This window comes from Corynebacterium sp. KPL1824 (assembly GCF_000478095.1).
In the GTDB taxonomy this organism is placed as follows: Bacteria; Actinomycetota; Actinomycetes; order Mycobacteriales; family Mycobacteriaceae; genus Corynebacterium; species Corynebacterium accolens.
Map to the genome: position 1 here is coordinate 1,272,668 of NZ_KI515749.1, position 24,708 is coordinate 1,297,375.

A 24,708-nucleotide genomic window follows, 5' to 3' on the forward strand; every position below is an offset into this window, starting at 1 on the left:
AAAGGTTGAAACAATGGAGAAATTCATCACCCATACCGGCACCGGAGTCCCGCTGCGGGCGTCCAACGTGGATACGGATCAAATCATCCCCGCGCGCTACCTCAAATCGGTCAAGCGCACGGGCTTTGCGGAGGGGCTGTTTTCCAACTGGCGCGCCGATTCCACCTTCGTACTTAACCAGGAGCAGTTCAAGGACGGCTCCGTTCTCTTCGCCGGCCGCGACTTCGGCACCGGTTCCTCGCGCGAGCACGCAGTGTGGGCCTTGCGCGAATACGGTTTTAAGGCGGTCTTCTCTTCCCGTTTTGCGGATATCTTCCGCGGTAACTCGGGAAAGTCTGGTTTGCTTACCGGGTTGATGGAACAAGAAGACATCGAGCTTATTTGGAAGCAGCTGGAAGCGGGGGAAACCCAAGTCACGGTCGATCTGGAGGCGCGTACCGTTCAGGTTGGCGAAAACACCTACTCATTCGACATCGATGACTACACGCGCTGGCGCCTGATGGAAGGCCTTGATGACATCGGCATCACCCTGCGCGATGAAGAGGCGATCACGAGCTTCGAGAACTCCCGCGCCAGCTTTAAGCCCGCGGTTCACCCGGAATAGCGGCAGCACCGTAGCCGTGAAACGGGATTATCCACTATTGTCTGCGGTATGACTTCGCCTTATTCCGGTTCACGCGACCACGACGGATACAATCCCTATTCCCAGCAGCCCTATTCAAATGGGCAGCCGGGATATTCCGGCGAGCCGCCCGCCCCAGGCGGTATAGATACCGTCAGCATCATCGGCGATAGCTTCCGCTATTTCGGCCGCAATTGGGTGCCGTGGCTTTGTGCCCCGCTCGTGCAGATGGTCGTCCTTTTTGTCGCTTACGCCGTAATCGCCGTAGTCTTTGCCGCCGGTGGCGGATCTCTTTCCATCGAGGCGTCGACCGAGGGAGCCTTAGACGGTTCCCTTGGCGTACTGGGCGTGCTGTTACTTATTCTCGGGGTAATAGCCCTGTTAGTTATTTATCTGTGGGCAAACGCCATCTGGTACCAAGCCGCTACTAAGCAGGTCAACGGCCAGGACTTAACTTTCGGAGATTTCTTTACCTTTAAGGGCATGGGCGGCATCATGCTGGCATACCTCGTGACCAGCGTGGTCATCGGCATCGGCTTTGTCTTGCTCATAATCCCCGGACTTTTCGCCCTGTTCTTCTGGTGGTGGGTCCCAGCCGTCAAGGCAGCGCGCCCCGACTTATCCCTGGGATCCTGCTTCAAGCTTTCCGCGGATATCGCAAAGAGGAACATCGGCACCACCTTCCTGGTGGGCATCGTCCTCATCATCCTTTACATGGCGCTGGGCTCAACCGTGGTGGGCATCGTCGTGCTGCCAGGGCTCATGGCCTTGGCCCCCACCCTCTTCGTGCGCCGCAACCTCGGCATGCACGGCTAGGGAGGCGGGGGCTCGCTCGCCTCAAGCCAGCTAGCGCCAAGCCAGCTAGCGCACCGGCAGGGGGCTAGGAAGATAATCTGCCCCGGTTAATTCACCATTATTGAAGGACAAGACCCACACCGAGGCCTTTTTAAACTTCAATTCCTCCTGTGGCTTCTTGAGGAATTGCGGCGCCAAATCCTCGATGATGCCGGGGATGGTCTGTCCCTGGCTGATAATGACCGGCACCCCGCCGTCTTCAACTACGCGGCGGAAAGCCTTCTTGGCGGCCGCCGGGTTCTTTTCCCATGCCTCGTCGCCAAAGTCCTTATTAATGGCGATGTCCTTGCCCAGTTCGTCGGCAAGCGGCGCGGCGGTTTGCTGGCACCGGTGCGGGCGAGCGGAATAGATCGCGGTGGGGTGGTAGGCCGCCAGCATGGGCACGAGCATTTCTGCTTGCCGACGCCCCTTCTTATCCAAAGGCCGCAGGTTGTCATCGCCCTCCCACTTTTTGCGGTCGTGGGCGTGGGCGTGGCGAACGTACAATAGGCGCGTTGTGGGGGCGAGCTGCAGCCGCTTTTGTGCCTTGGAGACGACGTCGTTGTCCACGTCATAGGACAAAAACTGCTGTGCTTGGTCAATGGGCACCCAGCGCAGCTCATCGGTCTCATCATTGGGGGTATAGGTGCCGCTGAGGTAGAACGCCGCCCAGTAATAGACCACCTTGGTGCGCCCCTGCACGGGGTAGGTGACCTTGCCAATCAACTTGCCCAGGCGTACGTGGAAGCCGGTTTCCTCCTCAATTTCGCGCGCCGCGGTAGTGGGCAGGGATTCGCCTGGATCCACCTTTCCCTTGGGCAGGGACCAGTCATCATAATGCGGGCGGTGGATGAGTGCGATCTCTGGGTTTGCGGGATCGCCGCGCCAGACGACGGCACCGGCGGCAAGGGTAGTGCGGGGAAATTCCTTGGCTGGATCCACCGGAATTTCTTGGTGCCGGCCGGAAATGAATTTTTCGGACTTTTTATCTTTATCGGTCTCGTGCATCTTCTTCGCGCTCGGCATAGCTTTTCGTGCCTTTCTTCGGTAAGTGAAAAATTGGCGTTAACCTCATCATCATTGTTCCACGGGGGAGATCCCTGCCGCATCCTTGCCACGCCCGGAGTGATAAATGCCTTAAGGTGGACCTAATAGGAAAAACGTTTGGAGGACGCCATGGTAAAAGTAGCGGTAATGGGTGCCGGTTCCTGGGGCACCACCCTGGCCAAGGTATTTGCGGACGCAGGAAATGATGTCACCCTGTGGGCCCGCCGGACCGAGTTGGCGGAAGCGATCAATGAAACGCATACCAACCCTGACTACCTGCCGGATGTCCACCTTCCGGCGGCACTGCGCGCCACGCACGATGAGGAAGAGGTGCTTTCCGGCGCGGATATCGTGGTCTTCGGTGTGCCATCGCAGTCCCTACGCGCCAACGTGGAGCGCTGGGCACCCGTATTGCCCGAGGATTCCACGCTGGTCTCCATTTCTAAGGGCGTAGAAACCAGCACGCTCAAGCGCATGAGCGAAGTCATCGTGGATGCAGCGGGTGTGGATCCGCAGCGCGTGGCGGTTCTATCTGGGCCCAACCTAGCCAAAGAAGTAGCAGCGGGGCAGGTTACGGCCACGGTCATCGCCTGCACCGACGAAGAGCGCGCCAAGGCGGTACAGGCGGCCATCGCCGCGCCCTACTTGCGGCCCTATACAAATACCGATGTCATCGGCGCGGAGATCGGTGGCGCGTGCAAAAACGTCATCGCCTTGGCCTGCGGCATGGCCTCGGGTAAGGGCTTGGGCAATAACACCATGGCCACGATGATTACCCGCGGCCTGGCGGAAATTACGCGCCTGGGCACGGCCTTGGGGGCGGAGCCATTTACCTTTTCCGGCCTGGCGGGTTTGGGCGATTTGGTCGCCACGTGTAACTCCACGCTCTCGCGCAACAGGACCTTCGGTTACCGCCTCGGTCAAGGTGGCAGCCTAGAAGAAGCGAAGGCGGCCACCAATGGCCAGGTGGCAGAAGGCGTGTTTTCCTCTGATTCCATCTTCCGCCTAGCCCAGCAGGCTGGGGTAGAGATGCCCATTACGGAAGCCGTCTACGGAGTATGCCATCAGGGCATGGCGGTAGACGATATGATCATTGCCCTTATGGGTCGCTCCAAGAAGTCGGAGTAGCAGAAAGGTAAAATCATCGCCCATGACTGAAAAGACCCGCGTGGCCGTCCTTTACGGTGGCCGCAGTACCGAGCACTCCGTGTCCTGCGTATCCGCAGGCGCAATCATGAAGCATCTCGACCCGGAAAAATTCGAGGTGGTGCCCATCGGCATTACGCGCGAGGGCACGTGGACATCGGGCGATACCGAGGGCTTAGAAATCGTCGATGGCGTCATGCCTGAGGTCAAGCGCGGCACGGAATTGGCGCTTTCTGCGGATCCAGCGCGTAAGGGCGAAATCCGCACGATTAGTGACGGTTCGCTGTATGCCCAGGTTGACGTTATCTTTCCCATTCTCCATGGACCCTATGGTGAAGACGGCACTATGCAGGGGCTTTTCGAGCTCTCCGGAATCCCTTATGTGGGCCCCGGCGTATTGGCGTCCTCGGTGGGAATGGACAAGGAATTTACCAAGAAGATTTTATCCGCAGCGGGCCTGCCGGTGGCACCAGAGGTCATCGTGCAGGGTCGCACGGAATTGACCGTGGAAGAAAAAGAACGGCTTGGCCTGCCGGTCTTCGTCAAGCCTGCCCGCGGGGGCTCCTCAATTGGCGTCTCCAAGGTCAGCGACTGGGCGGATTTCCCAGAAGCCGTGCGCATTGCCTTGGAAGACGATGACAAGATTTTGGTCGAGCCAGAAATCGTCGGCCGCGAGGTAGAGGTCGGCGTCCTGCAATACCCAGATGGCGAGCTTATTGCCTCTGTGCCAGCGCTGCTTAAGGGCATCGATGACTCCGATGAAGGGTTTTATGGTTTTGAGACCAAATACCTAGATAACGTGGTCACGGCCCAAATTCCCGCGCCTTTCCCAGAAGAACTCACGGCGCAATTGCGCGATATGGCGATTCGGGCCTTTAAGGCGCTTAACTGCACCGGGCTGTCCCGCGTGGATTTCTTCGTTACCGAAGAGGGCCTGTACATCAACGAGGTCAATACCCTGCCGGGATTTACCCCGATTTCTATGTACCCGCAGGTGCTGGCGGCCTCTGGCGTGGATTACCCCTCGTTGCTTGAGGTGCTCATCGCCAGCGCAGAGGCCCGCACTGCGTAGGTCTGCGGCTTCCTTTTACCTTTCTGGGACGTGCTTCGCGGTGATATCGCTGAGCGCCACCAGTGCTGCCTGTGCGGAATCCTGCGGGGCGTGCAGCGCCAGGTAATTCTCGCGGCCGAGCGCAAACCAGGTTCCTGCGGTCGTGCCTTGGGCCAAGGTCGTATCCTCAAACCAGGCAATATCGTTGACCTGCTGGAGCTGCACGCCCGCCTCGTAATTTTCTGGCTGGGCGATGCCACAGCGCGCGACGATGTCCTCGTGCCCCTCAGAGCTCCACACGTAGGTGTCCTTATCGTCCACCTCGCGGCGGTGGTAGCCATCCGCAATCTCATCCGGTAGCGCCTTTTCTACCGCGGTACAGCGGTCATTTTTTGCCGCCTTTAGATCGCGCAAGGGTGCCGGGTGGGTTTCGGCCGGCTTGTTCTCCAGGGTGGCAACGGCCTCGTTGAGGTCTTGCGGCTTTTCATCATCAAAGGTCGTTACCGCCACGACCGGGAAGCGCTGGGTCGAATACCAGGTAGAGAGGTTAGAACCAGAGGTCGCATCCTTGACCTTGAACCACTGCTCACCGTCGACGTCTTGCGTCGTGGAGTAATCGGTGTACTGGAAGGGCATGGCAACACCGCAGCGCGCCGTCACCTTTTCCTGGGAGTTAGCGGCCCAGGCGGCAACGCCGGCGGGGACGGGCTCTGCAATATCGGCGCGTGGTTGGCCCATGGCTTCATCGGGAAGCGCATGCACAAAGTCCGTGCACGCCTGTGAATCGGCCTCTGGCGAATCCACCGGGGAGACCGCCACGGGGGCCTTGGCCGTGTTTGTGAATACGTATTTCGCGCCGAAAAGGACCGCTAAAACCATCACTATGGACAACCCAAGTGAAATGAAGATCGCGGTGCGGTTAAATTGGGATGTCATAGGGGTTCATTTTATCGAAAGGATGCCGGTGAACTTAAGTCAGACTCTCGCGGACGTGGGGGAGCAGGCGGTGATTCGAGAAATCACAGCGGCCGCCCCCAGCAGCCTGAATGGCGATGATGCTGCTGTGCTTTTCGCGGCGCCACCCAATTCGCGCACGGTGGCCTCTACCGATCTGATGGTAGATGGCCGACACTTCTTGCGGGAATGGTCCACTCCGCGCGAGGTCGGTAAGAAGGCCATCCTGCGCAACTTCGCCGATATCGAGGCCATGGGCGCGCGCCCAGTGGCGGCCCTTTTAGCCATCGCCGCACCGGGGGATACGCCGGTGAGCTTTGTCAGGGGCGTAGCTAAGGGCATCGCCGAGCATTGCTCTTTCTACAACGCCGAGCTGGTGGGCGGGGATATTACGAAATCGGACCTGCTGGTTATCAACATCACCGCCATCGGCTTTTTGGGCGGCAGCAGGGAAGCGTTGACCCTTGATGCGGCGCGCGCGGGCCAGAAGGTCGTGGCCCACGGCGCGATTGGCCATGCGGCGGCGGGCTTGTCTTTGCTGCAGCGGTTTGGCCGCGATCTGCCGGCAGAGCATGCGGATTTGTACCCACTTATTGATGCCCACTGCGCCCCCTGGCTCAGCCCCGGCCGCGGCGTTATCGCCCGCGCCGCCGAGGTCACCGCAATGACCGATAATTCCGATGGCCTCATCCAAGACTGCGGAACCATGGCGCAGCGCTCCGGGGTGCACATCGATTTGGATGCCGATGCCATCCAGCCCGATCCGCTTCTGCATGCCGCGGCCGCCGTCCTCGATTGCGATCCGTGGCAGTGGGTCCTGGCCGGCGGCGAGGACCATAGCCTGATTGGAACCACCGCGAAGCAGGCGCCTTCGGGGTTCCGGGAAATCGGCACCGTCTCGCGCGGCAGCGGCGTTACGGTGGGTGGTAAACGACCCCGTTATGCAGAAGGGTGGGCAGGATTTTAGATATGCACCCGACTTACCATCCCTCGTGGGAACCGGTTCTCGCGCCGGTGCTGGAGCAGCAGTGGCCACGGATATCTCAGGCGCTGGACAACCAGGATTACCTGCCGCCGGCAGAAGACGTGTGCAGGGCATTGCAGATGCCGCTTGATGATGTCCGCGTGCTCATCGTTGGCCAAGACCCCTATCCCACCCCGGGCCACGCGATGGGGATGGCCTTTTCCACCAAGCCGGGGGTCAAACCCCCGCGCTCCTTGGTCAATATTTACCGTGAGCTGTATGACGATGTGGGCGTTCGCGGGCGCGAAGACGGCGATCTGAGCGCCTGGGCCGACCAGGGGGTACTGCTTCTGAACAGGGTGCTGACCGTGGCGCCGGGGCAGGCGGGATCGCACCGGCGCATCGGCTGGGAAGAGGTGACCGAGGCCGCCATCCGCGCCCTCAACCGCACCCCGATGGTCGCGATTTTATGGGGCCGCGATGCCCAATCCTGCGAGCGCTTCCTTCCCGATGTGCCCTGCATTACCTCGCCGCACCCGTCGCCGCTTTCGGCCAGCCGGGGGTTCTTTGGTTCCCGCCCATTTTCCCGGGCAAACGCCCTTTTGCGGGACCAAGGCGCGCGGGAGATCGCGTGGGACTTGTAAACTATTGCGCATGTCATACCCCAGCACGCTGGACGCTCACGGATTGCGCAATTGGGCGCACCGCGCTGTAGGCGAGCTTTCTCATCGGCGCGCCGAAATCAATGCGCTCAACGTTTTTCCGGTGCCGGATTCTGATACCGGCTCGAATATGGCGCACACCATGGAAGCCGCCGTCGCCGAGGTGGAAAAGGGCGGAGGCGACGTTGCGGCCGCGCTTGCGATGGGGGCCGTGCGCGGGGCGCGGGGAAATTCCGGAATGGTCCTCTCGCAGGTCTTGCGCGGGGTCGCGGAGGCCACCGTGGATTCCACCATCGATGGCGCCATCTTTGCAGCTTCGCTTATGCATGCGGTAGAGCTCGTGGACCGCGCGATTGCGGAACCGGTGGAAGGAACGGTTATTACCGTACTGCGATGCGCCGCAGAAACAGCGGAAAGCACCGCGCGGCAACCCGAATCTAGTTTTCACGGCGTCGTAGCGGAGACGATTTCCGCCGCCCAGAAAGCCCTTGCGGAAACGCCCTCGCAGCTGCCAGAACTGCGTGCAGCTGGGGTGGTAGATGCAGGCGGTGCCGGCCTGGTCATCCTTTTAGAAGCCCTCCTCGCAGAAATCGAGGGCACTACCAGCCACGCAGCCGAATCCATGCCGGAGGCCGTCACCGAACTTGAGGTGGTCTTCTTTTTCGAAGGCGATAGCGCAGCATTGAAGGAGAAGATTGCCCCCCTGGGCACGAGCTTGGTCATCGCGCAAGCAAGTGACGATAGCGCTTCGATCCACATCCATTCCACCCAAGCCGGCAAGGTCATCGAAACCGCCTTTGCCGCAGGATCTGTCAGCAACCTGCGCCTTGAGGCACTTCCGGAAACCTCGGCCCCGCGCGGAGACACTGGCGCCGGTCATACGCGCACCGTCTATGCCGCGGTGCCCGCCGGCCCCATGGCCGAGCTGGTGCAGTCCGCTGGGGTTACGGTGGTCGAACCAGGAGAAACCATCCACGCGGCGGGCGAGGACATCGTTTTATCCAGCGGGCTAGAAGAACACGCAACTGCAGCGCATACCGTGGACATTTCTTCCCTTGCGGCGGGGCTGGCCGCCATCTCCGTCTATGAACCGGATAATGCGGATACCGCCGCGGTCGTAGAATCCATGCGCGATGCTGCGCAGTCGATGCGGGTGGCGCACCCGGAAGAAGAATCTGCGGCAGCCATCGCTAAGACGTGCCGCCAGTTGTTGGCCGCCGGCGGGGAACAGGTCACGGTCATTAGCCCGCTTGCCATCTCGCAAGAAGAGCTGGCGGCCGAGCTAGGCGTCGATGTAGTGGCCTTGCAAGTGCCGGATATTCCTACCGAGATCGGGGTGGAATAGCGATGCTTGGCTGGCAAGATGATCGCCCGTTGACCGATGTCTTGGATAAAAAAGACGCTACCAAGATCACCAAGGCGCTGGGATATAAGACCTGCGGGGAGCTCTTGGCGCACTATCCGCGCGATTACATCCGTCATAATCAAGACGTGGGGCTTGGCGATGCCGCCGAGGGCGATATCGTCACCATTACCGGAACCGTAACGGGAATAACGACCCGCGATACGGGCAAGACCACCATCATCAACGTCCAGCTCGATGGTCATATTATCGCCACGTTTTTTAATGCCATGTACGTCTTGCGCATGCTCCACCGTGGGCAGCGGGTTATGATGAGCGGAAAATTGAAATATTTCCGCCAGCAGCCCCAGCTACAACAGCCGGATTTCGTAGAAATCGATGCCTTCGGGCGCCCAGACGGGGAACTTGCCGCCTACCAGGCGCCTGCGGCGGGAAAGAAAAAGCCACAGAAGGCGACCGGGTCCCTGCGCAACCTGTCCCAATTCGGCCGGCTCGATAAATTATTGCTCGAGCGGGAATGGATACCGGTATATCCCGCCACGGCAAAGATCACCTCGTGGTACCTCATGGGAGCCATCCACTACGTGCTCGCGCATACCCCCACCATCCGGGAGCCTTTGGACCAGCAGATGATTATCAGCCTGGATCAAGCGGTGCGCGAAATCCATGAGCCCGGCGCGGCTGGCCCGCAACGCGCGGTTCAGCGACTCAAGTACAACGAGGCGCTTTCCATTGGGCTGGTCATGGCGCTGCGCCAGCGCGATGCGCATGCGCACACGGCGCCGGCGATGCCCGCTATTTTGGGCGGTTTCCGCGAAGAGTTATTGACCCATCTTCCCTTTGAACTCACGCAAGGCCAGCGCCGGGTCATTACTGAGATTGATGATGACCTGTCCGGTTCCTTACCCATGATGCGTCTGTTGCAGGGCGAGGTGGGCTCGGGAAAAACGATGGTCGCCACCTGCGCCATGCTGCAGGCCATCGATGCCGGAAGCCAGGCGGCGCTGCTTGCTCCCACTGAGGTCTTGGCCTCCCAGCATGCGGCCTCGATTGGTACGTCCGTGCCAGAAGGCGTCAAGGTTGTGCTCTTAACCGGATCCATGCGGACCGCCGAGAAGCGCCAAGCGCTCCTGGATATCGTCTCGGGTGAGGCGAATATCGTCATCGGCACGCATGCCATCATTCAAGAATCGGTTGAGTTCTTCGATTTGGGCTTGGTGATCGTGGATGAGCAGCACCGCTTTGGCGTAGAGCAACGCGATAGCCTGCGCTCTAAGACGCGCGAGGGGATAAGTCCCCACGTCTTGGTCATGACGGCAACCCCCATCCCGCGTACCATCGCCATGACGATTTTCGGCGATCTCGCGGTATCGACGCTCGCCGAGCTACCGGGCGGAAGAAAACCGATCCAGTCCGCCGTGGTGGCGGAGTGGCGGCCCATTTGGGTGGCGCGGGCGCTCGAGCGCATCCGTGAGGAAGTGGCGCATGGACACCAAGCCTATATCGTCTGCCCGCGCATCGAAGGCGAGGGCGGAGTGCTTGAACTGGCGGAACAGCTTGCTGCTGGCCCTTTTAAGGGGCTGCGGGTAGATATCTTGCACGGCAAGATGCCGAATAAGGATGAGGTCATGACCTCTTTTGCCCGGGGTGAAATCGATATCTTGGTATCTACCACGGTCATCGAGGTGGGCGTCGATGTTCCCAACGCCACGGTCATGCTCATCCGCGAGGCAGAAAACTTCGGCGTCTCCCAGCTACACCAATTGCGCGGACGCGTAGGACGTGGCGGCAATGCGTCCATTTGCCTGATGCATACGAAAGCGGAGGAGAACTCGGCCTCGTATCGGCGCATTACCCAGATTGCCCAGACCTCGTCTGGGTTTGACCTTGCGGAATTAGACCTTCGGCAACGCCACGAGGGCGATATTCTGGGTGCGGTGCAATCTGGTACCCACCGGACGCTGCGGTTGCTCAACCTTGCCGATGACCAAGATATTGTGGAGCGTACTCACGCGGATGCGTATGCCATGGTTCAGCGCAATCCCCAGTTGGCAGAGGAGCTGACGCGGAATTTGAGCCAAAGCGAGCAGGAATACTTGGAGAAAAACTAAGAGGGGATAGGCTATAGGTATGAAAATCTACGCCCCCTTCGCGGGCATCGTTCGCTGCCATGTCGATGTAGGTGAGAAAATTAGTACTGGTCAGGAGCTCGCTACCGTTGAGGCAACGAAGCTGGAATCGCCGGTCGTGTCCCCTGGTCCAGGGACGATTTCTCGCATTGCGGTGGCGGATTTTAGCGATGTAATTGGCGGAGACTTAATTATGGAGATTGGAGAAGCGTAAATGACGCGGATTATTGCAGGCGAAGCGCGGGGGCGGACGATTAAAGTTCCGGCAGAGGGAACCCGCCCGACCGCCGATCGCGCGAGGGAAGGCCTCTTTTCCTCGTTGAATGCCCGGTGGGGGTTCCCGGGATCCAAGGTGCTTGACCTGTTCGCTGGATCCGGCGCCTTGGGCTTGGAGGCATTAAGCCGTGGGGCAGATGAGGCAGTGTTGGTGGAGTCCAACCCTGCGGCGGTCTCTATCATCAAGCACAACATCGGCGTGGTGAAACATCCTGGTGCCCGCGTGGAGGAAAGGAAGGTATCGACGTATCTGGCCAGCGCCCCGCGCGGCTACTTTGATCTGGTTTTAGCCGATCCGCCTTATGCTTTTGACGATGTCGCCGGGCTCATCGCCGCAATAGAGCCAGTGCTTACAGATACTGCGATGGTGGTCATTGAACGCCATGTCGAATCGCCCGAGACCGACTGGCCCGAAGGTTTTGAGCCGACGGGGCAGAAATTAAAGAAGCGTACCTTCGGCATCGCGCGCATGGATATGGCAGTCTATACCCGTCCCGGTACCGACGATGCCGACGAAACCGATGACACCTTAGATAACTAGAGAAAGCGATATTTTATGACCACAGCCGTGTGCCCCGGGTCTTTTGACCCCATCACTCTTGGCCACGTCAATATTTTTGAGCGCGCCAGCCAGATGTTTGATGAGGTTACGGTGCTCGTTACTGGCAACCCAGAAAAGCCTTCAGGGTTATTTAGCGTGCACGAGCGCATGGATCTCATCCGCCAGAGCGTGGATTCGCGCATTAACGTGGACTATTGGTCCGGCCTGCTCGTGGACTATACCTCGCAGCACGGAGTAGACGTTTTGGTCAAGGGACTGCGTTCTTCCCTGGATTATGAGTACGAACTGCCGATGGCCCAGATGAACAGGCGTTTGTCCGGCATCGATACGGTCTTTTTGCTTACCGATGAAAAGTACGGCTACATCAGCTCTTCGCTGTGCAAGCAGGTCGCGCAATTCGGCGGCGAGGTCACTGGCATGCTTCCTGATCCGGTAGTACAAGCGGTGAAGGAAAAATACCGCCGATGATTTTGGCGCTGATTATTTTTGCCGTCGTTGTCGCGGGATCCACGCTGCAACGCGTCTCTGGCATGGGGCTTGGCCTTATCGGCGGGCCCATTCTCATGCTGGTGATGGGCCCGGTAGAAGGCATCCTGGTGATTAACGTCTTGGCGGCGGTCAATGCTCTGCTTACTACGGTCACTGTCCGCCGCAATGTCAGCTGGAGAATGTTCGGGCTCATTGCGCCAGTGATGATTATCGGTTCTCTGGCGGCCGCGGCGTTGATTAGCAAGATCGATACCGCAGGGCTATTGATAGTGGTGGGTGCAGCACTGCTCATCGCCTTGGCGGTGGTGACCTACGGCGCTAGGTTCGTCCCGCCGATGGAAGGCAAGGGGCCGGCCATTTCCGCGGGCATCCTTGGCGGATTTACCAATACCTTGGCCGGAGTGGCCGGCCCGGTCATTACCGTCTACGCCCAGGCGGCCAAATGGCCCCAAGCCATGTATACGGCGACCCTGCAACCGATCTTTGTGGTGGGCGGGCTCTTTTCCGTTATCACCAAGACCGCGCTCGGCGCCGCGACATTCGATGGCCTGCCCTGGGTTATTTGGCCCGCAGGCATTGCCGGCATGTTCATCGGCATCTGGCTGGGCTCGCGCATCGCGCATATCGTGTCCAGGGATATCGCGCGCGCACTGTCGCTATCGGTAGCTAGCCTCGGCGCTCTCAGTGCGCTGATTCGCGGCGTCGTCACCTACGGAGCCTAGGGCGCGGCTGGCACCGCGCGAGGCCTACCTAAAGAAGCGAGGACAAGAACTCCTTGGTGCGCGGTTGCTGTGGGTTGTCGAGCACTTCAACCGGGGTACCGGATTCGAGGACTACGCCGCCGTCCATGAAGAAAATTTTATCCGCCACCTCGCGCGCAAAGCCCATCTCGTGGGTCACCACGAGCATGGTCATGCCCTGGGCCGCGAGATCCTTCATCACGCGGAGGACCTCGCCGACGAGCTCGGGATCCAGGGCGGAAGTAGGTTCATCGAAAAGCATGAGCTTTGGATCCATCGCCACGGCGCGAGCGATGGCAACGCGCTGCTGCTGGCCACCAGAAAGCTGGACTGGGTAGTTATCGGCCTTCGCCGCCAGTCCCACCTCATCTAACAGCTCCATGGCACGCTTCCGGGCCTTATCCTCTGGCACCTTCTTGACCTGCATCGGTGCTTCAATGATGTTTTCTACCACCGTGCGGTGGGGGAAGAGGTTAAAAGACTGGAATACCATGCCAATATCGGAGCGCTGCTGCGCAGCCTGCTTTTCACTGATTTCGTAGAGGATTCCATTCTTTTCGCGGTAACCAATGAGCTCACCGTCGACATAAAGCCGGCCCGCCGTGGCTTTATCCAGGTGGTTAACGCAGCGCAGGAAGGTCGACTTACCTGAACCGGAAGGGCCTAAAAGGCAGGCTACCTCGCCGGGTTGGACCTCTAAGTCGATGCCCTTGAGCACCTCGAATTGCCCGAAGGATTTGTGCACATTCTGTGCGGAGATCATGGGAGTAGTCATTATTTTTTACCCTCCTGGATTACAGAGACGTTGCGGGGGATAGTACCTTCGGCATCGGCAAGCGCGGCAAGTTGGCGCCCAGTGAGCTCGCGGGTGGCGCCGCGCTCAAAGTGGCGCTCGAGGAAGTACTGGCCCACCATGAGCAGGGAAGTAATGACCAAGTACCACGAGGCGGCGACCATCAAGAGCGGAATGGGCTGGAAGAGGGCTGCAGAAATATCGGTGGCGCGGCCGAAGATCTCGTGGGTATAGGGGATGGCCACCACCAGTGACGAGGTCTTGAGCAGGGAAATGAACTCATTGCCTGTCGGCGGGATGATAATGCGCATCGCCTGCGGCAATACGGTGCGCCGCATGGTCATCCACCAAGACATGCCGAGGGCTTTGGAGGCTTCCTTTTGGCCTTCTGGCACCGAGGAAATGCCCGAGCGCACGATTTCGGCCATATAGGCGGCCTCATTGAGGCCCAAGCCCATGACCGCCAAGAAGAAGGCATTGGTCAACACACTTTGCAGGGAGACCTCTGCAAAGCCCAAGTTGATGGATTGATAAATCGCAGATAGCAAGCCCCAGAAAACCAGCTGGACATAAATCGGCGTGCCGCGAAAGATCCACAGGAAGATCCAGGAAATGGCGCGCAGGATGGGATTGGGCGACATGCGCATCACGGCGAGGATGGCGCCGCCTACCACGCCAATGATCATGGACAAGATGGTGATTGCAATCGTGTGCAGGGAGGCGATGGCGATGCGCTGGTCAAAGAGATACTGGAAGTACGTATCCCACCCAAAGGCCTCATTGCGCGCGGAGGCAATGACAAACCACAGACCAAGAATGAGCAGCACGACCGCGCAGAGCCACCGCCAAGGGTGGCGCAGTGGCCGGGCTTCAATCTTGGCGGGTGCTTCCTGGTGCGCAGTCGCGCTGGCTTCCTCTTTGTGCTCGTTAACCATTGATGGGCCTTTCATTAATCATCGCCTGGTCTACTAATCCATCTTCAATTCCCCAGCGGGCCAAGATCTCCGCGTACTCACCGGTATCAATGAGGTGTTGGAGGGCAGCAGCTGAGGCTTTTGCCAAGTCCGAGTCCTTCGGTACTGCGAACCCGTAAGGGGAGGCTTGGAACATATCTCCCACCGCACGCATCTTTCCCTCGGAGCGATTGACCGCCCAGGCGGTCACCGGCGAGTCCGCGGATAGGGCATCGGCGCGGCCCATAAGGACGGCGAGCGCGGCGTTATCCCCAGTGTCATAGGACAAGACGGTGAGGTCGCCGTCGCAGGCATCTTGTTTGGGGCGCACATCGTCGGTTTCGGACACGGTGGTGCGCTGAACCGCTACGGTCAGCCCGCATGGGTTAGAGGGATCGACCTTATTCGGTCCATCGACAAGCTCAGCCCATTGAATGCCCGCATAGAGGTGATCCACGAAGTCGAACTCATCGCGGCGATCGGCCGTATCCGTAAACCCGGAGGCGCCCATGTCTATCTGGCCGGATTGGACCGCTGGCAGGATCATGGAGAAATCTTGCTCCAAGGCTTGGAACTTCAGGCCCAATACCCCGGCTACGGCACGGGCGAGGTCGAGCTCTACGCCCTGCAGATCGCCGTGTGAGTCCTTGAGCTGAAATGGGGCATAGGGCGGGTTCGTTCCCGCCGTGAGCACGCCATCATCGTCGTGGTACATCGCTGCGATTTCGGGAACAACATCAGTATCTGGCTCTTCCCAGCCTTCCGGCGTGGAATCTTCCTCGTTGACAACGCACGCGCTCAAGGGCAGTACACACGCCATGATGGCGGCCGTTAGTGGTCGATGATTAATCGCCCAGGGCATTAATATTCCGCCGTCCTTTCATCGATGGCTTGTGCGTTCCTGCGGTCTACGTAGATGAAGATGGACACGATGATGGCACCGAGGATGAAGTATCCGATGATGGCGCCCGAAGAGGCGTCCTGGTCCGCACCCCAGGGCCACAGGGCGCGCAGGGATCCCAGCATGAAGCCCGCCATGGCGGCCAGGGTGGGAGCGCGGTGGGTACTCAGCAAATAGTTGAGCAATTTGATGAAGGCGGCGAGCCCGCACAGGGCACCAAGTGCAAAGACGCCCATGGTGCCCAACTCGCGGTCCGATACCGCGCCGATGATCGGCTGGTACAGCCCCATGGTCAGCAAGATGAGCGAGCCGGAAATACCCGGCAGAATTAGCGCGCATACAGCAATCGCTGCGGCAAAGAAGACCACGATAAGGCTCGGGTCATCCTGCGGCTCGGAGGTAAAGCCCGTGACGATAAAAATCACGACGGCAGCAGCGATAAACGCGATGATGGAGGAGGGGGCGGTGCGCTCCGCCTTAGACAACATGGAAAGCGGAACGATGATGGAGATGACCACCATGCCTAAAAAGAGCGCGCTGGAGGCAGAGACGTTGTTGTCGACGAAGTTGGACAGGAGCGTGGAAAAGCCGAAAACGGCGATGAGCATGCCGACGGCGACGGAGCCCAGAAAGGACCACTCGACCTTTTTAAAGTTGCCGGAGATGAGGTCATTGGCATTGCGGACGGCGCGCTCATAAATCCCCACGATGAGGGCGACAGTTCCGCCGGAGATGCCGGGAACCAGCTCGGCCATACCGATGAGGGCGCCACGAACGGCGTTCAAAATATAGTGCATAAATTAGAAATCTACCTGGGTATAAGACATGACTGCGGTTGACGGGCCACTCGGGATGCCAAAAAGCTCGTTGCTCAAGACCGTACGGCGAGGTGTAGCACCGCCCGTGGTGGCTTAAGCCTGCATATCTTTCATTACTTTAACGGTTATCTACCTTATATGAGATGGGCTTGTGCTTAAAGTCTCGAGTTAAGAAGGTATTAATTTGCAGAGATAACGCTTCTTAGCCGTTGTGTAAATATGCAATTCGCGGAAGGATATACGCTGAATCGAGGCCGTGGTAAGAGAAAGAAAGTGGCATGACGAAACCCCGCTTCCTTCGTGGATATTTTTCCGGAAGGAAGCGGGGTTGTACCGTGCCCCTGGTGAGACTCGAACTCACGCGGCCTGCCGTAATTTAATGGTCTGACCAGGGGATAATTTACGATGACCCGGTTTGTGACAACGAATTGACAACTATGATGAGAGTGTCTGATGGTTTGTGTGTGGGTACCTAACCTGCACGAGGAGATGGATCAGAATGACTAGTGTGGCACGACGAGATCCGGCTGATAAGGTCAAGATTGATGCGATTGAAAAGAAGCTGCTTGCTAACCCTGAGATCGCGAAGCTGATTGATGACCTAGGCAGGTCGACAATGGATGCCAATGACTTGGTTCGCGGCATGTTGTAGGCCTCGATTACCAGGGGACTCAACGCGGAAATGGATGCCCATTTGGGCTACGAGTCTGGCGACAGGAGCGCTAAAGCTGCTGCTGGGACAGACAATTACCGCAACGGGTCGTATCCAAAGACCGTGGATTCTAACTATGGGCCATTAACCGTTGATGTCCCGAGGGATCGGGCTGGTACATTCTTGCCGACTATGGTTCCTAAAGGTTCTAGGCGTTTGACTGATGTCGATGACATGATCGTCAGCTTGTATGCCGGTGGGATGACAATTAGGGACATCCAGCACCATATGGCAACGGCGATGCGGGTTGATATTTCCCATGAGACGATTTCCGCAGTCACCGATGCTGTCCTCGATGAGGTCATGGTCTGGCAAAACCGCCAGTTAGATGAGTTCTACCCCGTGGTTTTTCTGGATGCGCTGCGCATTAAAGTCCGGGATGGTGGCCGGGTGGTCAATAAGTCCGCGTACATGGCTATCGGCGTGGATCTCGACGGTATCAAGCATATTTTGGGGTTGTGGATTGCCAAAGAAGAAGGCGCTTCATTTTGGGCGCAGGTATGCGCCAATCTTTCTAACCGTGGGGTCAAGGACGTCTTTATCGTCTGCTGTGACGGGCTTAAAGGCCTGCCTGAAGCAGTTGAGGCAACTTGGCCGAACTCTATGGTGCAAACCTGTATCGTGTACCTGATTCGCGCCGCTAACCGGTGGGTAGCCTATGGGGATCGCTGGGGCGTATCGGCCGCGTTGAAAAAGATTTACACTGCCACGGACGAGCCCACAGCACAGGTTGCTTTAGACGAATTTGAAGCCTCCGAGCTGGGTGAGAAATATCCCCGCTCAGTCAAGGTCTGGCAGGATGCATGGGATAGATTCGTGCCATTTTTGCAGTTCCCGCCAGCAGCAAGGAAGGTCATCTATACGACGAATTCCATTGAGTCGTTTAACAACCAGCTGCGTAAAGCTACCCGCAACAGGGTGCAGTTCACCAACGATGAATCAGCGATAAAGACGCTGTGGTTGATGATCTGCAATATCGAAGACAAACGAGCTGCCAAGAGGGCGAAGCAGGGAAAACGAGTCTCAGCGACAGCCGGCAGACTCATGGAAGGAGCCCGAGTTTCCGGCTGGAAACAAGCCATCAACCAAATGGCCGTGGCCTACCCCGACCGCTTCGACAATTACCTATAAACCTAGCCCCACACACAAACAACTTGACACGCTCCCTTGACGGGGCGTAGATGGTGTTGGAGCAGTCTCGGTCGTGGTACCTAGGCAACGCCACCAATCAAGACCGGTTTAACCACCGCCCCGACGTGGTGTGGCACTAGCCTCATTTCATTGAGCTGGCTACGCCTGAGCTGTCCGAGAGGTGCAATACGCACGAGGAGCTGGATAAATACTGCGGCGCTGGGGATTCCGGACGGCCTATTTTGGGGTGTAGCGTAGGCCTTACGCAGCCATCCAGAGGAATGCTGGCCGGTTGTTCCATTGCGTTTGGTATCGGCGCCGCAGTGGCAGCGTGGTCGACTCTTTGGCATTGGGGCACCACACCACCGCCGACTACCACAGGCAGTCAGCCACAACGTGGATTTACGTCCCCAAGGCCAGATATACGCTCCCAAAGCGTATATCTGACGCTAACCTAAAGGTCAGGGCGTAAAAATCCCCGATCCCAGACACACTTTCTGACCCTTAACCTGAAATACTTCAGTGACACGTACTGGCTGCCCCGATCGCTATGGTGAATTAACTGGTTTCCATGAATTCGCCCTGCAGTCGTTAACGCATGCTCCAAAGCCTCCATCGGCAGCGCGTCGGTGCGCATTGTCGATCGTGTAACGACACCAACAATTTTTCGGCTGAATACATCCACGACAAATGCGGTGTAGGCGAATCCTGACAGGGTGCGAACGTAGGTAATGTCGGCAACCCACAACCTGCCTGGCGCCTGCGCACGGAAGTCTCGCTGTACAAGGTCTGGGCGATGATCCGGTGCCTTCGGGCTAATCGTTGTCACAGGGGTTCGTCCACGTCGGCGGCCGGAAACACCTGCGAGTTTCATCAGACGTGCGGTCTTGTCGCGGCCGATATGATAGCCTTCACGGTTCATAGTGTGCCACATTTTGCGGATGCCGTAGACCGAGAAATTCTGCGCATGCACACGCTGTATTTCTGGGATGAGAAGGCTATCGCTTAAGGTTCTTGCGCTGGGAACGCGTGTGGTGGCTTTGCGGTAGCCGCGTGAGGTGATGAATCCACGATCTGCTTGTTTAAGGACTCTGCAGATGGACCCGGGCCCCAAACTGATCTTTATACGCGTCGATGTAGGAGATCATTTGGTCTTAGGGTCGGTTGAGTTCCGCTGCGAGAAAAGCCGAAGCAGTCTTAAGAATCCCGTTTGCTCGTTTCAGTTCGCGGTTTTCTCGGCGCAGACGCCCCAAGCTCTTCTTCCATTGTTTCGCCGCCTGAAGCGTCAGAGTCATCACGTACTGAAGCGCTGTCACGGTACCAAGCCCGCAACGTAGGGTGAGATACCCCTAGCAGCTCACCGACCTCTGTGTAGGCACGTTGCAGTGCGCAGGACTCCAGGCGGACCATTTCGATGATCTGATGGATCGCCTTCTCCTTGAACTCGACGGAATACTTTCTAGGCATAGTTCAATCCTTCCTTAGCTGAGGTAGGAACTAAACCGAGGACGCTTCACTCGCACGCATCGAAAGAATCTTGGGTGACCTTGAAGTCTTTGAGAGGCGCTCCGCGTTCAGGCTCCTCCCGTCGACAGGAAATGAACGATGGCCGTTGGTGCTTCGCCTTTGTCAACGAATTCGCCGACTTCGGTGTCGGCGACTCTGGCGTTCGGGTCGCAGCTTTCTTCGGCCAAGGATACGGGCCAGTTGCGTGTCGATGCCGCCCTGCTCGACGTAGCTGGGCTGGTGCTGCTGCGAGTCGCGCGTGAGGAAGTGCTCGAGGTCGCTGTTGGGTTGGAGGCAGACTCGGTCGCCGTGGTCGAGTCAGGTGCCACTGCGGATTCCGACGGGGCTGCCTCGCGCCGGGTGTCGGGGAGGGAGCAGGACGCAACGAGCGCGGCTGCTGATGCCACCGCTACTGCGGCACGCGCGGTGCGTTGGGGCAGGAGGACAGGGAGAGTGGTCATGGTGTATGTCCTTCGTCCGAGGGGGCGAACTCGTGGCCGAGACTAACGAAGCGCGAAGCCGAGTTCTATCACCAGCTGGAAATTGTTAGGAGATCGAAATGATTTACGGGGAGAGCTCAGTAATGGGCTGGACAGACAAGATGTCGACCTCGCCCGCGCAGCCCTGCAGGCCCGGTACTGCGACATAGAGGCTGTCGGTGTTTTCGGGCGGATAGATCCGCAGGCCATCGGCGTCCTGAGGTTGGCAGGCCGCCGCGTCGAGCAATCCCACGTTGGTGATCTTGAGCCCCGCGCGGGCCTGGGCCCCTGGCGCCAGCGTCACGGTGGCAGCTTCGGTGCCGGTCTCACGCAGCGCGGCGGGGCCTAGTTGAGTGCCGTCGTTGCCGGTGACGGCGGAGACGCCGGGGAAGCCCGTGAGGGTGCACTCCTCGCCAGAGGTATTGGTCAGCACGATGTCGACGAGTCGGGAGCCAGCGGCTCCCTGCTCGTTGGTGATCTCGGCGGAGAGCTGGGAGGTGGCGCAGGCGCCCTCGGGCAAGGGCGGGATAGTGGAGGATGCTGGGGCTGGTGCGGTGCCGGACGCGCCGGGAGCGGCCCCGGAAGCAACGTTGTCGGCCGTGGCGGTATCGGCGGCGTCCGCACCGCCAGCACCGACAGTGCCGTCGGCGGCATCGTCACCCGCAGGGGCGTCGGCCGAGTGAACGACGGTGGTCGTGACTGCCGACGGTGCCGCAGTGTCCTCCTCGCCGGCGGAACACGCGGCGAGTGGTAGCAGCAGGCTGAGGGACAGGAGTACGCGCAGATTCTTCATGCCCACAGGATAGTTTCACAGCACGACGGGGACTAGAGATTACTGGTCACGAGTCTGTTAAGTCTTTGCTAGCAATGAGCAACGATTCGCAGAATGTGTCACACAGTGTGCAGTAGCCGTCCTGTGACTGAAAGCGTGAACATGATGAACTCCCGCCGCCTTTCCCATGATCGAAAAACGCAGGGAACGACGGGGCTTATGGGCGCTCCGGCACGATGAGCGGCCCGCCGGTGACGGGGTCCTCGATGACGCGGGAGTCCAGGCCGAAAACGTCGCGCAGGGCCTGCGGCGTGATGGTGGACTCGGGCGAGCCCAGGGCCGTGACGGAGCCGTCTTTCATAAGGACGAGGTTGTCCGAGTAGCGGGCGGCCAAGTTGAGATCGTGGAGCACCATGACGATGGTCTTGCCCTGTTCCTTATTGAGCGTGGAGACGAGCTCGAGGACGTCTGTGGAGTGCGCCAGGTCCAGATAGGTGGTGGGCTCGTCGAGGAAGACGATGTCGGTGTCCTGAGCCAGGACCATGGCTATCCATACGCGCTGGCGCTGGCCGCCGGACAGGGAGTCCACGGGGCGGTCGCGCAGCTGAAAGACGTTGGTGAGCGCCATGGCCTCGTCCACGGCGGCGGAGTGGGAGGCGGACCACTGCTGCAGCCAGGACTGGTGCGGGTGCCTGCCGCGGGCCACGAGGTCTGCGACGGTGACGCCGGCAGGGGTGATGGGGGACTGGGGGAGCAGCGACAAGCGCGTGGCTAGCTCCCGGGAGGAGTAGTCACCCAGCTTCTTCCCGTCGAGGGTGACGGAGCCCTCCGACAGTGGGAGCAAGCGGGACAGGCCGCGCAGGAGGGTCGACTTGCCGCAGCCGTTGGCGCCGATGAGCGTGGTGACCTGGCCGTCGGGGATGTCGAGCGTGACGTCGCGGCTGATGACGGTATCGCCATAACCGACGGAGACGGAGTGCGCGGAAAGTCGAGCGTTCATTACTTGATGTTGTCCTTCAGACCCTGGAGGATGATGGTGGCCGAGAGCAGGGACGCGTTCATGTACCAGGACTCGTAGTCCACGGACACGGCCTGGTTGGCCTGCACTGCCTTGAGAGATTGCCACGTGGCGGCCTGCGAGGGGTCGGCAGCGCCGGCGTTGACGCCGTAGAAGATCCAGTCGGCGTCGGCCTCGGAGAGCTGCTCGGCGGAGATGTCCTGGCCAGCCTTCTTAATCTGCTTTTGGTTGGCGGGGCGGGGCAGGCCGGCATCGGCGGCCACGGAGCCCGCCATGGAGTTGACCCCGTAGAGCTGGAACTGGTCGTCCTTGGAACGCAGGAAGGAGACGGTGGGCTTGGAGGATAAGCCCTCGCCCCAGGCTTTGGCGTTGGACTCGTACTCGGCCAGGAGGGTCTCGGCGGAGTCCTTCTTGCCCACGGCCTCGGCGATGGTGAGGAGGTCCTGCTTCCAGTTCTCGCCGCCGCCCTCACCGGTGACGACGGGCGCGATGGCCTTGAGCTGCTCCAGGATGGCCTCGTCCGTACGCAAGTTAGCGCAGATGAGGGTGGGCTTCAGGGAGGCGATGGTCTCCAGATCCGGGTTAGCACGTAGGCCGCAGTCCGCGATGGAGTCCAGATCGAAGTCGGAGCCGAAGCGGTTGCGGATGTAGTCCGGGACGACGCCCAGGTTCTTGGCCTTAGCCGCGCCCACCGGGAGAATGCGCAGCATGAGGAGGTTGTCCAGCTGGCCGGTGTTGAGCGCGATCACGCGCTGGTGCTGCTCGGCGGCGCTGGATGATGCCGCGGAGGTGGCCGCCTGCTCGCTCGGCGCAGTCTCCTGTTTGGAGCAGGCCGCAGCGAAGGCGGCGACGCCGAGGCCGGCGGTGATCTTGAGGAAGTTACGTCGTTGCATGGTTGTCTACTTTCGTGTTCGAGTTTGCTGCCAGAGCAGCCGGATGAGGAAAGGTCCGCCGATGACCGAGGTAATGATGCCCACCGGGATCTCCCAGCCGAAGGCACAGCGGGCGATGAGGTCGGACACGCACACGATGAGCGCGCCCATGGCCGCCGATGCCCCCAGGGGCGGCGCCCCGACCCGCGCCAGGCGCGCGGCGATCTGCGGGGAGACGAAGGCCACGAAGCTCACCGGGCCCACGGCGGAGACGGTCACCGCGGCCAGTAGAACTGAGACGATGAGCAGTGCCGCGTTGATCTTCTTCAAGGGGGCGCCGAGGGCTTGGGCGGAATCCTCGCCGAGCTCCAGCGCGGGCAGATCGATGGCGATGCGGGCTAGCACTAGGCCACACACCACGAGCATGCCCAGGGTGGGCCATAGGTGCTCGAAGGTGCGGCCGTTGAGCGAGCCGACCATCCACACCTTGGCCGCGGCCGCGGTGTTGAGATCTGTGGCGGCTAACATGTACGTGACCAAGGCGTGAAGGAAGGCGTTGCCGCCGATGCCCACGAGGACGAGGCGGAACATATCCACCCCGCCGCGCCGGGACAGCATCCAGATGGCCGCGCCGGTGGCGAGACCGCCGGCCATGGCGGCGAGCGGGATGCCGACGTAGGCACCGAACGCGCCGCCGGCCCCGGCAGATCCTCCGAAGACCATGATGGCCACGGCCGCCACGGTGGCGCCCTGGTTGATGCCCAGGATGTCCGGGCTGGCCAGGCCGTTGCGGGCGATGCGCTGCGTGATGGCGCCGGAGAGCCCCAGCGCGGCGCCGACGGCTAGACCCACGAGCGAGCGGGCCAGGCGCCAGTCGATGACGACGGTGCGCTCGAGCTTGTTTCCGCCGCCCGCCAGAACGCCGATGACCTCGACGGGGTTAAGGGGGAACTCGCCGATGCCGAGGCTGATGACCCACACGAGCGCGCTCGCGACCACGATGGCCACGGTCCAGGCTTGCGTGCGCGGGTGGTAGAGGAAGCTGAACTTTCCGAGGCTGAGGTACTTCATTACAGGCTCACCACCGTTCGGTGCCGGACGAGCCAGATAAACGCCGGCCCGCCGAGCAACGCGATGACGATGCCCGCCTGGAGCTCGCCGGGGCGCATGATGAGGCGGCCCACGATGTCGGCGCCGAGCAACAGGCAGGCGCCCGCCAGCGCGGAGTAGGGGGTGACCCACTTGTAGTCCGGGCCGGTGATGCCGCGGGCGACGTGGGGCACCACGAGACCGATGAAGCCGATGGGGCCCGCGGCTGCCGTGGCCGCGCCGGCCAGCAGGGTGATGGCCACGAGGCCCAGGATATTGGCGCGGGCAACGTTGGTGCCCAGCGCCTGCGCGGCCTCCGCGCCCAGATTGAGGATGTTGAGCGTCGGGCCCAGCGCCAGCGCTAGTACCGCGCCGATGGCGAGCGGCACGAGCGCAGGGGTGATGATGTCGAAGCCGCGTCCGGTGACGGACCCCGCTTGCCAGAAGCGGAGGGTGTCGAGCGCGTTGGGATCGATGTAGACGATGGCCGACGTGGCCGCCGCGAGGACGGCGGACAGGGCGGAACCCGCGAGGACGAGGCCCAGGGTGTCGCCGCGACCGATGCCGCCGGCGGAGAGCCCGAAGACGAGCAGCGCCGCCAGGCCCGCGCCGAGGAAGGCGAGGAAAAGGTGCGACTGCATGGACGTCAGCCCGAAGAGGAAGATGCCCGCCGCGACGAAGAGTGCGGCGCCCGCATTGACGCCGAGTAGTCCAGGGTCCGCGAGCGGGTTGCGGGTCAGGCCTTGAACGAGTGTGCCGGCTAGTCCGAGCGCAGCTCCGACGACGATGGCGAGCACGGTGCGCGGGATGCGCATTGTGGCAAGG

Annotated in this window: 24 protein-coding genes and 2 pseudogenes; 14 read left to right on the forward strand and 12 right to left on the reverse strand. The window is 60.2% G+C overall.

Annotated elements, in window-relative coordinates; all coding sequences use genetic code 11:
• Positions 1-13 precede the first annotated feature (13 nt).
• Entirely contained in the window at positions 14-604 is a 591-nt protein-coding gene (gene leuD, locus HMPREF1267_RS05900) for a 3-isopropylmalate dehydratase small subunit (RefSeq protein WP_005282590.1), read from the forward strand.
• 48 nt (positions 605-652) lie between these two features.
• Positions 653-1,438 carry a hypothetical protein gene (locus HMPREF1267_RS05905; RefSeq protein ID WP_023028731.1) on the forward strand — a complete coding sequence of 262 codons (786 nt, stop codon included), beginning with the start codon at positions 653-655 and terminating at the stop codon, positions 1,436-1,438.
• 45 nt (positions 1,439-1,483) lie between these two features.
• On the opposite strand, the gene HMPREF1267_RS05910 is transcribed toward HMPREF1267_RS05905, so the two are convergent.
• On the reverse strand, positions 1,484-2,482 hold the full coding sequence (locus HMPREF1267_RS05910) for a bifunctional NUDIX hydrolase/histidine phosphatase family protein (RefSeq protein WP_023028732.1): 999 nt from the start codon (positions 2,480-2,482) through the stop codon (positions 1,484-1,486).
• A 150-nt stretch (positions 2,483-2,632) separates the two neighbouring features.
• Here HMPREF1267_RS05910 and HMPREF1267_RS05915 point away from each other — a divergent pair, with 150 nt between their 5' ends.
• Both HMPREF1267_RS05915 and HMPREF1267_RS05920 read left to right on the forward strand, forming a co-directional pair.
• Positions 2,633-3,631: an NAD(P)H-dependent glycerol-3-phosphate dehydrogenase gene (locus tag HMPREF1267_RS05915; RefSeq protein ID WP_023028733.1), complete on the forward strand. Its 999-nt coding sequence runs from the start codon at positions 2,633-2,635 to the stop codon at positions 3,629-3,631.
• A gap of 22 nt (positions 3,632-3,653) precedes the next feature.
• Complete coding sequence (locus HMPREF1267_RS05920; protein ID WP_023028734.1) at positions 3,654-4,721, forward strand: D-alanine--D-alanine ligase family protein; 1,068 nt, start codon at positions 3,654-3,656, stop codon at positions 4,719-4,721.
• A 15-nt stretch (positions 4,722-4,736) separates the two neighbouring features.
• Here HMPREF1267_RS05920 and HMPREF1267_RS05925 read toward each other — a convergent pair whose 3' ends face one another.
• Positions 4,737-5,636, reverse strand: coding sequence for a DUF3515 domain-containing protein (locus tag HMPREF1267_RS05925; RefSeq protein ID WP_023028735.1), 900 nt, complete (start codon positions 5,634-5,636; stop codon positions 4,737-4,739).
• Here HMPREF1267_RS05925 and HMPREF1267_RS05930 point away from each other — a divergent pair.
• From HMPREF1267_RS05930 to HMPREF1267_RS05965, 8 genes are read left to right on the forward strand one after another with little or no spacing between them, the layout of a single operon-like run.
• The gene (locus tag HMPREF1267_RS05930; protein WP_034666938.1) at positions 5,584-6,621 is read left to right on the forward strand and encodes a thiamine-phosphate kinase; all 1,038 of its coding nucleotides are present in this window, start codon (positions 5,584-5,586) and stop codon (positions 6,619-6,621) included. The two genes, HMPREF1267_RS05925 and HMPREF1267_RS05930, sit on opposite strands and share 53 nt — an antisense overlap.
• Positions 6,622-6,623: 2 nt before the next feature.
• Positions 6,624-7,262, forward strand: a complete 639-nt coding sequence (locus HMPREF1267_RS05935) for a uracil-DNA glycosylase (protein ID WP_005282628.1) — start codon at positions 6,624-6,626, stop codon at positions 7,260-7,262.
• Positions 7,263-7,272: 10 nt separating this feature from the next.
• Positions 7,273-8,625, forward strand: a complete 1,353-nt coding sequence (locus HMPREF1267_RS05940) for a DAK2 domain-containing protein (protein WP_034653677.1) — start codon at positions 7,273-7,275, stop codon at positions 8,623-8,625.
• 2 nt (positions 8,626-8,627) lie between these two features.
• Positions 8,628-10,754 (forward strand): ATP-dependent DNA helicase RecG, encoded by a 2,127-nt coding sequence (locus HMPREF1267_RS05945; protein ID WP_005282631.1) that lies wholly within the window; start codon positions 8,628-8,630, stop codon positions 10,752-10,754.
• A 19-nt stretch (positions 10,755-10,773) separates the two neighbouring features.
• Positions 10,774-10,986: a biotin/lipoyl-containing protein gene (locus HMPREF1267_RS05950; RefSeq protein ID WP_005282633.1), complete on the forward strand. Its 213-nt coding sequence runs from the start codon at positions 10,774-10,776 to the stop codon at positions 10,984-10,986.
• Entirely contained in the window at positions 10,987-11,589 is a 603-nt protein-coding gene (gene rsmD, locus HMPREF1267_RS05955) for a 16S rRNA (guanine(966)-N(2))-methyltransferase RsmD (protein ID WP_023017850.1), read from the forward strand.
• A gap of 15 nt (positions 11,590-11,604) precedes the next feature.
• Positions 11,605-12,078 carry a pantetheine-phosphate adenylyltransferase gene (coaD, locus tag HMPREF1267_RS05960; RefSeq protein ID WP_005280301.1) on the forward strand — a complete coding sequence of 158 codons (474 nt, stop codon included), beginning with the start codon at positions 11,605-11,607 and terminating at the stop codon, positions 12,076-12,078.
• On the forward strand, positions 12,075-12,821 hold the full coding sequence (locus HMPREF1267_RS05965) for a sulfite exporter TauE/SafE family protein (RefSeq protein ID WP_005280302.1): 747 nt from the start codon (positions 12,075-12,077) through the stop codon (positions 12,819-12,821). The genes coaD and HMPREF1267_RS05965 overlap by 4 nt, the downstream gene beginning before the upstream one ends.
• Before the next feature lie 28 nt (positions 12,822-12,849).
• Here HMPREF1267_RS05965 and HMPREF1267_RS05970 read toward each other — a convergent pair whose 3' ends face one another.
• The 4 genes from HMPREF1267_RS05970 to HMPREF1267_RS05985 are packed head-to-tail and all read right to left on the reverse strand — an operon-like array spanning position 12,850 to position 16,283.
• Entirely contained in the window at positions 12,850-13,614 is a 765-nt protein-coding gene (locus HMPREF1267_RS05970; protein WP_005280303.1) for an amino acid ABC transporter ATP-binding protein, read from the reverse strand.
• Positions 13,614-14,567 carry an amino acid ABC transporter permease gene (locus HMPREF1267_RS05975; RefSeq protein WP_005280304.1) on the reverse strand — a complete coding sequence of 318 codons (954 nt, stop codon included), beginning with the start codon at positions 14,565-14,567 and terminating at the stop codon, positions 13,614-13,616. The genes HMPREF1267_RS05970 and HMPREF1267_RS05975 overlap by 1 nt, the downstream gene beginning before the upstream one ends.
• Entirely contained in the window at positions 14,560-15,447 is an 888-nt protein-coding gene (locus HMPREF1267_RS05980) for an ABC transporter substrate-binding protein (RefSeq protein WP_023017851.1), read from the reverse strand. The genes HMPREF1267_RS05975 and HMPREF1267_RS05980 overlap by 8 nt, the downstream gene beginning before the upstream one ends.
• Positions 15,447-16,283, reverse strand: a complete 837-nt coding sequence (locus HMPREF1267_RS05985) for a DUF368 domain-containing protein (protein WP_023017852.1) — start codon at positions 16,281-16,283, stop codon at positions 15,447-15,449. The genes HMPREF1267_RS05980 and HMPREF1267_RS05985 overlap by 1 nt, the downstream gene beginning before the upstream one ends.
• A 529-nt stretch (positions 16,284-16,812) precedes the next feature.
• Here HMPREF1267_RS05985 and HMPREF1267_RS13575 point away from each other — a divergent pair.
• Both HMPREF1267_RS13575 and HMPREF1267_RS05995 read left to right on the forward strand, forming a co-directional pair.
• On the forward strand, positions 16,813-16,956 hold the full coding sequence (locus HMPREF1267_RS13575; RefSeq protein ID WP_369707691.1) for a hypothetical protein: 144 nt from the start codon (positions 16,813-16,815) through the stop codon (positions 16,954-16,956).
• Positions 16,957-18,147, forward strand: a pseudogene (locus tag HMPREF1267_RS05995) (IS256 family transposase); the annotation flags it as partial.
• A 514-nt stretch (positions 18,148-18,661) separates the two neighbouring features.
• Here the strand turns inward: HMPREF1267_RS05995 and HMPREF1267_RS12985 are convergent.
• The 6 genes and pseudogenes from HMPREF1267_RS12985 to HMPREF1267_RS06030 all read right to left on the reverse strand — a co-directional run.
• Positions 18,662-19,614, reverse strand: a pseudogene (locus HMPREF1267_RS12985) (IS3 family transposase); the annotation flags it as partial.
• A gap of 603 nt (positions 19,615-20,217) precedes the next feature.
• Entirely contained in the window at positions 20,218-20,925 is a 708-nt protein-coding gene (locus HMPREF1267_RS06010) for a DUF4232 domain-containing protein (protein WP_023017858.1), read from the reverse strand.
• Between the two features lie 196 nt (positions 20,926-21,121).
• Positions 21,122-21,904 (reverse strand): ABC transporter ATP-binding protein, encoded by a 783-nt coding sequence (locus HMPREF1267_RS06015; RefSeq protein ID WP_023017859.1) that lies wholly within the window; start codon positions 21,902-21,904, stop codon positions 21,122-21,124.
• The gene (locus tag HMPREF1267_RS06020) at positions 21,904-22,815 is read right to left on the reverse strand and encodes an iron-siderophore ABC transporter substrate-binding protein (RefSeq protein WP_023017860.1); all 912 of its coding nucleotides are present in this window, start codon (positions 22,813-22,815) and stop codon (positions 21,904-21,906) included. The genes HMPREF1267_RS06015 and HMPREF1267_RS06020 overlap by 1 nt, the downstream gene beginning before the upstream one ends.
• A 6-nt stretch (positions 22,816-22,821) precedes the next feature.
• Entirely contained in the window at positions 22,822-23,865 is a 1,044-nt protein-coding gene (locus tag HMPREF1267_RS06025) for an iron chelate uptake ABC transporter family permease subunit (protein WP_023028741.1), read from the reverse strand.
• On the reverse strand, positions 23,865-24,698 hold the full coding sequence (locus HMPREF1267_RS06030; RefSeq protein ID WP_232215109.1) for an iron ABC transporter permease: 834 nt from the start codon (positions 24,696-24,698) through the stop codon (positions 23,865-23,867). Before HMPREF1267_RS06030 ends, HMPREF1267_RS06025 begins: the two co-directional genes overlap by 1 nt.
• Positions 24,699-24,708 lie beyond the last annotated feature (10 nt).

Coding starts and splice junctions, on each gene's coding strand:
- coaD (WP_005280301.1), top strand. CDS start 11,605: ATGACCACAGCCGTGTGCCCCGGGTCTTTTGACCCCATCACTCTTGGC.
- HMPREF1267_RS05965 (WP_005280302.1), top strand. CDS start 12,075: ATGATTTTGGCGCTGATTATTTTTGCCGTCGTTGTCGCGGGATCCACG.
- HMPREF1267_RS05920 (WP_023028734.1), top strand. CDS start 3,654: ATGACTGAAAAGACCCGCGTGGCCGTCCTTTACGGTGGCCGCAGTACC.
- HMPREF1267_RS06010 (WP_023017858.1), bottom strand. CDS start 20,925: ATGAAGAATCTGCGCGTACTCCTGTCCCTCAGCCTGCTGCTACCACTC.
- HMPREF1267_RS05910 (WP_023028732.1), bottom strand. CDS start 2,482: ATGCCGAGCGCGAAGAAGATGCACGAGACCGATAAAGATAAAAAGTCC.
- HMPREF1267_RS05935 (WP_005282628.1), top strand. CDS start 6,624: ATGCACCCGACTTACCATCCCTCGTGGGAACCGGTTCTCGCGCCGGTG.
- HMPREF1267_RS05980 (WP_023017851.1), bottom strand. CDS start 15,447: ATGCCCTGGGCGATTAATCATCGACCACTAACGGCCGCCATCATGGCG.
- HMPREF1267_RS05905 (WP_023028731.1), top strand. CDS start 653: ATGACTTCGCCTTATTCCGGTTCACGCGACCACGACGGATACAATCCC.
- HMPREF1267_RS06015 (WP_023017859.1), bottom strand. CDS start 21,904: ATGAACGCTCGACTTTCCGCGCACTCCGTCTCCGTCGGTTATGGCGAT.
- HMPREF1267_RS06020 (WP_023017860.1), bottom strand. CDS start 22,815: ATGCAACGACGTAACTTCCTCAAGATCACCGCCGGCCTCGGCGTCGCC.
- HMPREF1267_RS05970 (WP_005280303.1), bottom strand. CDS start 13,614: ATGACTACTCCCATGATCTCCGCACAGAATGTGCACAAATCCTTCGGG.
- leuD (WP_005282590.1), top strand. CDS start 14: ATGGAGAAATTCATCACCCATACCGGCACCGGAGTCCCGCTGCGGGCG.
- HMPREF1267_RS06025 (WP_023028741.1), bottom strand. CDS start 23,865: ATGAAGTACCTCAGCCTCGGAAAGTTCAGCTTCCTCTACCACCCGCGC.
- HMPREF1267_RS05940 (WP_034653677.1), top strand. CDS start 7,273: ATGTCATACCCCAGCACGCTGGACGCTCACGGATTGCGCAATTGGGCG.
- HMPREF1267_RS05985 (WP_023017852.1), bottom strand. CDS start 16,283: ATGCACTATATTTTGAACGCCGTTCGTGGCGCCCTCATCGGTATGGCC.
- rsmD (WP_023017850.1), top strand. CDS start 10,987: ATGACGCGGATTATTGCAGGCGAAGCGCGGGGGCGGACGATTAAAGTT.
- HMPREF1267_RS06030 (WP_232215109.1), bottom strand. CDS start 24,698: ATGCGCATCCCGCGCACCGTGCTCGCCATCGTCGTCGGAGCTGCGCTC.
- HMPREF1267_RS05925 (WP_023028735.1), bottom strand. CDS start 5,636: ATGACATCCCAATTTAACCGCACCGCGATCTTCATTTCACTTGGGTTG.
- HMPREF1267_RS05930 (WP_034666938.1), top strand. CDS start 5,584: ATGGACAACCCAAGTGAAATGAAGATCGCGGTGCGGTTAAATTGGGAT.
- HMPREF1267_RS05915 (WP_023028733.1), top strand. CDS start 2,633: ATGGTAAAAGTAGCGGTAATGGGTGCCGGTTCCTGGGGCACCACCCTG.
- HMPREF1267_RS05975 (WP_005280304.1), bottom strand. CDS start 14,567: ATGGTTAACGAGCACAAAGAGGAAGCCAGCGCGACTGCGCACCAGGAA.
- HMPREF1267_RS05950 (WP_005282633.1), top strand. CDS start 10,774: ATGAAAATCTACGCCCCCTTCGCGGGCATCGTTCGCTGCCATGTCGAT.
- HMPREF1267_RS05945 (WP_005282631.1), top strand. CDS start 8,628: ATGCTTGGCTGGCAAGATGATCGCCCGTTGACCGATGTCTTGGATAAA.